The following is a 6,979-nucleotide window of genomic DNA, read 5'->3' on the forward strand; positions in this document are numbered from 1 at the left end:
TTAGTTTCCCCCTGCAATCTGTTGTATTCTTGTGATAATGACTTGCAAATCATCCTCGGAAAGCGAGCGAGGATCGATATCGAAATATCCCTGACGTACGCCGTAATCCCGGGTGTATACAGCAATATCGCCTTCGCGAAGCTGATCGTTCATAGCCTTGGCACTGATCCCCGCCGTATTTTCATCGACTTTCACTCGCCCTCGGAAGATCGCTCTTCCCGCTTCGTCCTGAACGATGCTGACCTCAATGCCCGGCAATTTGGATAGAGCCTTCATTTCCTCCAGCGCTGCTTTCTCCTGTTCACTCTTATCTTCCTTCACCATATACTCGTCCAGCGCCTGGAGCAATCCAAACGTCGTTTCCTTGCCGACCTTCATGCTGCGCCCAATACCATGCAGCTGCGCCTTCACCCACTCCACATATTGACGTTTGCCGCCGACAATGCCGGAGGTTGGGCCTTCAATTGCCTTGGATCCGCTGTATATGGCCAGGTCCCCGTATTTCACATATTTCTGAATATCCTCTTCGGCAGCAGCATCGACGATCAGCGGAAGTCCATGTGCCTGGGCCACTTCTGCCGCTTCTTCCACCGAAATCATATTTTTCTGTACGCAGTGATGGGATTTCACGTACAAAATGGCGGCTGTACGCTCATTAATTGCTTCCGCGATATGCTCCTTACGCCCTTCGTTGGCGTACCCTACCTCTACGACCTTGCCGCCTCCAAGATAAACCATGGTTTCAACGGGGGCCCCATACTGAACATTATGTCCCTTAAACATGATAATCTCGTTCTTCGCGATCGGCTCCTGGTGCAATCGGTCACTGCGCCTGCGATTGCCTTCGGTGACGATTCCAGCCACGGAAAGAGCGATACCGCTGGAGGCAGAATTGACAACGACCGCAGCCTCGGAACCGAGGATGCGTGCCATGTAATCACCCGCTTTATCTACCAGATCCGCAATTTCCACGTAACTCTGCCCACCGATCCGCATCGCTTCCATGACGGTATCTGTCGGTGCCGACACGCCAAGAATACTCATGCGCCCGCTGGCATTCACCACGCGTTTCAACCCGTATTTAGCATGTAATGAATGATCCATTGACTACCACTCCTCTAGGTTCGATATATCGATCAGCGATTCGGGTCTCCCCTTCGGAATCCGTTAAACTCATAGCACCCTGCCGCAGGGCAAACAACGTCAGGTGAGCGGCATCGCCGACTTCAATTCGGCCAAGCTCCGGACGGCGCAACCATCCTGCTGCATGGTCCGTTACCGCTGAGATCACCTCCTGCAAGCTGTACCCCAAATACAGGAACTTTGTCATGACATTAGCCAGGCTGTACACCGGGCCATTGATGCGATTTCCGCGATAAATATCGGTGCTGATCGTGTCAGGTTTAATCCCTTGGACTTTCGCATACTCCGCTACCAAGAACGAAAAGCTTGCTGTTCCATGACCCACATCCAGATGAACGCCGCGAGCTATCGCTTCCACCAGGGCAGGGATCGGCTTCCCGTCCGAATCAAATAAATTGTTGGCTTTCCCGTTCAAATAATGAGTGATAATGTCGTCCTTCTGAAGCAGCTCCAATACTTCCTTAATCGGCGGTGGCCCTGACCCGATATGTACCATCAGCGGCAGTGACGTTTTCCCGGACAATTTTCTTGCGAGTCGAAGCGGTTCTACCCCATTATCCTTGACTACGCTTTTGCTGATTCTGGCCTTGAGTCCAATGATCAAATCCGGATACGTGCATACCGCCTTTGTTGCCTTCTCAGCATCGATCCATTCCAGACTGGACAACTCGTCAACCCGCTGCAGACCGATATGGGAAATATTCAAAAAAGCAAATACATTCGTCTTGGCCCTTGCAACCTCGGCTGCCAATTCTCCAATCGTATCCGCGCCGCAGCTCCCTGCGTCGATAATGGTGGCAACCCCTTGCTTAACGCCGATCTCGTCGATGGCATCTCCGTAGGGCTCCAGCTTGGCGACCGCATGGACGTGCATATCGATCCAGCCGCTGGACACGTATAATCCCGTACCATCGAAACTGTTGGCACCGTGTGCCGGGTTCGCATTCGCATCCGTTATTTCGGTTATAAATCCGTTCTCCATGACAATGTCAAAGGGTTTATCATCATGTACCGTCTTTACATTGCGTATAATAAAACGCTGTTCCAATATCTTCATAGCTTCACTCCTTCAGCCTTGCCGTACCAGCCTTGGATCCTCTTATCCGTCGGTTTACATTGTGTAATGAGTATCGTGGTTATAGCATAGCACAGAACGTGCGTTACGTGAATATAACGTTATAATGTTTAAATACATTTCCGTATTTTATCCTCATCTTACATGATGTAAGGAAGGGTTCCACTCTCGCGGAGTACGAGTACGGTTATGCTTCTAGTTCTGTTTTACCCGTGTATCTCCTTCCAAACGCAAAAAAACTGCCCTGGGATAGGCAGTTTCTTTGTTCGTTCTATAGCTTAGACCTTGTTCATTCGTCTTACCGATTTCCAATCATCTCTTTTGGTTAAACCTCAACCTTGCGGTCAATGAGGTACACCGTTGCATACAAGATCAAGGCGGCCAATACCACTTCAAAAGCAAGTGCCCCCCATGCTAATGTATATTGCACTGTCGATACCGTAATGTCTGCTTCTTTCTCGTAAAATGAAATGCTGGCCATAGGTCCGACCCACGCTGCCTCTTCTCCGAAAAGGACTTGGCTAAGCCAGCCAAGAACGTATTGCAATACGAAGAACACCAGAATGCCGATCCAGGTACTGCCCTTCTTCGTGATGCTGCTGGCCACGGTAATTGCAAAAAATATCGCAATCATCAAATAGATGAATTTCCATACCATCAGCAAGGCAAGCCCGACATAATACGAAACGGGAACATCCGCGAGATTGATATTTCCCCATATGCCCGCCGAGCTCCAGTAGTACCATAAATGCACAGCCATCAATATGCCAAGTACCAGCAAGCTTACACATGCCAGTATAAGTGATGAAGCAACATTCCACACGGAACGTACGGGGAGTAAACGCCGGTGATATGCCTTTATGTTATAGCCGAAGTTCTTGCCAGCGACCACCAGCAGCAGGACGCCCACCGAGCCGTACGCCAGCATGCTTAAACCGAACATAACGCCAAGCTCCCAGTCTCTGATCGAGCCTGTCACCGTGATCGCAATCTGCACGATGAGTAGAATCGCGAAAGCGCCGAGCAGCGTAGTCGAATTTCTCTTCCAGTCGTATTTCAACAATCTCATCATTCCGCATACACCTCTTTAAACATCTCATCCACACTTTTTCCGTGTCTTAGGCGGATGTTCTCCACTTCGTCATGCATGACAACTTCGCCGCCCTGAATAAAGATCACTTCATCAAATATCCGTTCGATATCCCGGACCAGATGGGTCGAAATGATAATGCTGCTGTCCTCGTTGTAGAATTCAACGATCGCGTCCAAAATTTTCCCCCGGGCTACCGGATCCACTCCGCCAATCGGTTCATCCAGCATATACAGCTGGGCTTCACGGGACAAGGCCAGTGATAACTGCAGGCGCTCATTCATTCCTTTGGACAAGGAACTGATGCGATCATGGGTCTTTAAATTCATGAATTCCAGCATGTTGCGGGCCTTCTCCACATTAAAGTCCTCATAAAAATCCTTAAAAAATGCCACCGCATCGGATACCTTCATCCAGGATTCCGTCACGGGTCGGTCCGGCATAAAAGAAACGACGGCTTTGGTTTCCAGGCCAACCGGTTTGCCATTCACGTAAACGCCGCCCGTTGTCGGCTGGATCAACCCAGCCGCAATCTTCATAAGTGTACTCTTTCCGCTGCCGTTGGTGCCCAGCAAGCCAATGATTTTTCCACCGTTGATATCCAGATTGACATCATGTAACGCTCTGCGGCCAGCGGCATAAGTTTTGGTCACGTTCCTTACCTGTAACAGATTCTCCACCGTGATTTCACCTCCACTATGGATCATGGCTGCTTCACAGCATCTTCCACGATCGATATGATATCCTGATCTTTAAAGCCAAGCTCCTGCATGCCGCGGATAAAGCGTTCCAGCAGATCGCCAGCCATTTCTTTTTTGATTTCCATAATTTTGGGTTCCTCGCTTGTCACGTATCGGCCCAATCCCCGCCGCGTCTCCACAATACCCTCACGCTCCAATTCCTGAAAAGTTCGCTGCACCGTGTTTGGATTTATTTGAAGCTCACTCGCTAATTCTCGAACCGATGGGATTTTATCACCGGGCTGCAGTTTACCGATGATGATTTCTTTCTTTAAATACGTCATGATCTGTAAATAGATCGGCAGATTATTGTCGAATTCTATACTCACTGTGGGGTTGCTCCTTTCCGCCGCTCTACCTCGAACTCAGGTCCCTTATGCGACATCCCGTTTTTTAAACGTAACAAAGCCTATCGCAAGAAACAAGAGGAGATATACAGCGAGCATCATCATTGAGAATGTTAAACTCATGCCTGGAATCGGGGAGCCTGCGCCTCCGCTGTACATGGAAAGATCCACGTTTAGGAACAGCAGGTATTTAGACCAGGAATAACGCGCAAGCAGCTGTACCACCATACTTTCCATAATGACCATGAACATGCCGATGCCGATTGCAGGACCGGTAGATCTCGTTAGAATGCCTACCATAAAGGTTAGCGTTACATAAACGATCGTATACACCAGATTGTTCACGGCTCCAATGAGCACATCGCCAAGCGTAACGGAGCCGACATCCATACCGAACGTAATTTGACCCGTCAGCACGGCTACAGCAAACATGAAGGCCACTAGTGTTAAGATGTAAATCAATACGGCAACGTATTTCGATGCCAAAATCTTGGTGCGGCTCTGTGCACGTATAAGCAGCAATTTGATCGTTCCCATGCTGTGCTCCTTCGCTACGGCTCCGGCCGTCACGACAATGGCAAGCAGGGTCAGCACTTGCCCCATTCCCTTGGTTGTTACTGCTATCTCGGCAAATTCATAACCGGTACTGCCCCCACCGGAAAACTTATAGAGCAAGAACGCCGTGAAGATCACCATTCCGGCCAAAAGCGCATATGGCAGGAAAAAGCTACTTTTCTTAAACATTTTGAGCCATTCATTCCAGACGAGATTTCCAAAGCTACGCAATGCGGTTGCCTCCTGTCCATTTTAAGAATTCTTCTTCAAGTGACGATTTGATCTCTTCCACCCGGTAAATCCGTACCCGTGCATCACACAGTGATTGGATCAACGCAGGAATGTCTTCTTCTTGAAGTTGAAGGGTGATGATTCCCTCCTCCATTTGGGTGTTGAGCAATGTGATGTCTTTCAGATGCCTAGTGGTCTGTTCAGCCATGGCCACGTCATTCACGCGGAAGCTTACCGTGGTTAACTCTTCATTAATAACCGTACCTCCGATAGAACGCTCGGTTACGAGTTTACCTTCCTGGATAACGACCACACGGCTGCACATCAGCTCCATCTCCGACAGCAGGTGACTGGATACGAGAATGGCAATTCCTTCATCTTTGGCGATTTGCTTCAAGTAATCCCGCATCTCGCGGATACCGGCTGGATCCAGGCCATTCGTCGGCTCGTCAAGAATGAGGATGGACGGATTATGCAGCAAGGCCTGCGCTATTCCAAGCCGTTGGCGCATCCCTAAGGAATACGCGCGCACCTTCTTGTGAATGGCATCCTGGAGTCCAACAAGCTTGACAACCTCCATGATTCTGGTGATGGTCACTCCCTCGGACATCCGCTGATACTGTCTCAGGTTGTCATAACCGCTCATGTACGGGTAAAATTCCGGGTTCTCGATAATGCCCCCGATATGGCGAACGGCTTGAACGAAGTCCTTCTTGATACTGTGTCCTTTCACCTGTACATCGCCATGGGTCATTTCGATCAACCCTACAATCATCCGAATGGTCGTTGTTTTGCCCGCGCCGTTCGGTCCAAGCAAACCAACGATTTCACCGCGATGAATGTCAAAGGATAGCCCGTCAACGATATTCTTCTTTCCAATCGTTTTGGTGACTTGTTCAACGGTAAGAACGACTGGACCATTATTAGACTTCTTATCCGAAGAGCTTGAAGATTGTATCTTATCCTGTAAGTCGATTGAGGCGTTCTCTATATTGGTTGTTGCTTCATTTGAACCGTTCTCATTCATGCTTTGCTCCCACTCCTTATTGTATCGGTGTCATAGTTAAATAGTACACTAGTGTTTTGGTTCTGTAAAGCCTAATTTTTATTGAAAGCTCGTTTGATATCCAACGTTATGATGAGCTGGAGGATAAGACCACATCGATGAAGCCTGGCGAGGAGATTGTGATGGGGTTTATCCGCCACAGTGAACCTATCAGCGTTCCACTTGCAGTTATCGCTCATGATTTTATCGTTGGTTCCTGAAACAAAAAAGACGATCCCGGCGGGATCGTCTTTTTAAGTATTGAATATGTTGTTCGGAATGCGGCAAATTCCAATCATACAGCTTAATAGCTGGTACCCATCATAAGTAACTTAGTGCCTGCGTGGAGTTGAACCATCGCTGATCAAGGCGCAATATAATAGGTTACCTCCATATAGGAAAAGACCGCTATCGATGACTCGATAACGGTCTTTATGGTTGTTCGCTTGGCGACGTCCTACTCTCCCGGGACCCTTCGGTCCAAGTACCATCGGCGCTGGAAGGCTTAACGGTCGTGTTCGGTATGGGAACGCGTGGAACCCTTCCGCCATCGCCACCAAACGGCTCAGATGCTTGATCACCTGAAAACTAGATACGAAACGAAATTTGCAGCACATTGAAATATGTTGGATAAGCCCTCGACCGATTAGTATTGGTCAGCTCCATGCATTGCTGCACTTCCACCTCCAACCTATCTACCTCGTCGTCTTCAAGGGGTCTTACTAGTTGGGAAATCTCATCTTGAGGGGGGCT

General features: G+C 48.9%; 7 protein-coding genes and 2 rRNA genes. All 9 read right to left on the bottom strand.

What is annotated here, in order from left to right; all coding sequences use genetic code 11:
* Positions 1–1,104 (bottom strand): DgaE family pyridoxal phosphate-dependent ammonia lyase, encoded by a 1,104-nt coding sequence (locus PAEVO_RS32685; RefSeq protein ID WP_100541572.1) that lies wholly within the window; start codon positions 1,102–1,104, stop codon positions 1–3.
* A complete protein-coding gene (locus tag PAEVO_RS32690) occupies positions 1,082–2,191 on the bottom strand; it encodes an amidohydrolase/deacetylase family metallohydrolase (protein ID WP_207797559.1) in 1,110 nt (369 codons plus the stop codon). The genes PAEVO_RS32685 and PAEVO_RS32690 overlap by 23 nt, the downstream gene beginning before the upstream one ends.
* 352 nt (positions 2,192–2,543) lie before the next feature.
* Positions 2,544–3,290: a hypothetical protein gene (locus PAEVO_RS32695; RefSeq protein WP_100541574.1), complete on the bottom strand. Its 747-nt coding sequence runs from the start codon at positions 3,288–3,290 to the stop codon at positions 2,544–2,546.
* Positions 3,287–4,015: an ABC transporter ATP-binding protein gene (locus PAEVO_RS32700; RefSeq protein WP_100541575.1), complete on the bottom strand. Its 729-nt coding sequence runs from the start codon at positions 4,013–4,015 to the stop codon at positions 3,287–3,289. The genes PAEVO_RS32695 and PAEVO_RS32700 overlap by 4 nt, the downstream gene beginning before the upstream one ends.
* The gene (locus PAEVO_RS32705) at positions 4,012–4,377 is read right to left on the bottom strand and encodes a GntR family transcriptional regulator (protein WP_100541576.1); all 366 of its coding nucleotides are present in this window, start codon (positions 4,375–4,377) and stop codon (positions 4,012–4,014) included. Before PAEVO_RS32705 ends, PAEVO_RS32700 begins: the two co-directional genes overlap by 4 nt.
* Positions 4,378–4,422: 45 nt before the next feature.
* Positions 4,423–5,181, bottom strand: a complete 759-nt coding sequence (locus PAEVO_RS32710) for an ABC transporter permease (RefSeq protein WP_100541577.1) — start codon at positions 5,179–5,181, stop codon at positions 4,423–4,425.
* The gene (locus PAEVO_RS32715; RefSeq protein ID WP_100541578.1) at positions 5,174–6,208 is read right to left on the bottom strand and encodes an ABC transporter ATP-binding protein; all 1,035 of its coding nucleotides are present in this window, start codon (positions 6,206–6,208) and stop codon (positions 5,174–5,176) included. Before PAEVO_RS32715 ends, PAEVO_RS32710 begins: the two co-directional genes overlap by 8 nt.
* A gap of 462 nt (positions 6,209–6,670) precedes the next feature.
* Positions 6,671–6,787, bottom strand: a 5S ribosomal RNA gene (rrf, locus tag PAEVO_RS32720).
* 65 nt (positions 6,788–6,852) lie between these two features.
* Positions 6,853–6,979: ribosomal RNA gene (locus tag PAEVO_RS32725) — 23S ribosomal RNA — on the bottom strand; the annotation flags it as partial.

The sequence above is a fragment of the Paenibacillus sp. GM2FR genome (assembly GCF_002803325.1).
Taxonomy (GTDB): Bacteria; Bacillota; Bacilli; order Paenibacillales; family Paenibacillaceae; genus Paenibacillus_AQ; species Paenibacillus_AQ lautus.

Coding starts and splice junctions, on each gene's coding strand:
- PAEVO_RS32685 (WP_100541572.1), bottom strand. CDS start 1,104: ATGGATCATTCATTACATGCTAAATACGGGTTGAAACGCGTGGTGAAT.
- PAEVO_RS32695 (WP_100541574.1), bottom strand. CDS start 3,290: ATGATGAGATTGTTGAAATACGACTGGAAGAGAAATTCGACTACGCTG.
- PAEVO_RS32700 (WP_100541575.1), bottom strand. CDS start 4,015: ATGATCCATAGTGGAGGTGAAATCACGGTGGAGAATCTGTTACAGGTA.
- PAEVO_RS32715 (WP_100541578.1), bottom strand. CDS start 6,208: ATGAATGAGAACGGTTCAAATGAAGCAACAACCAATATAGAGAACGCC.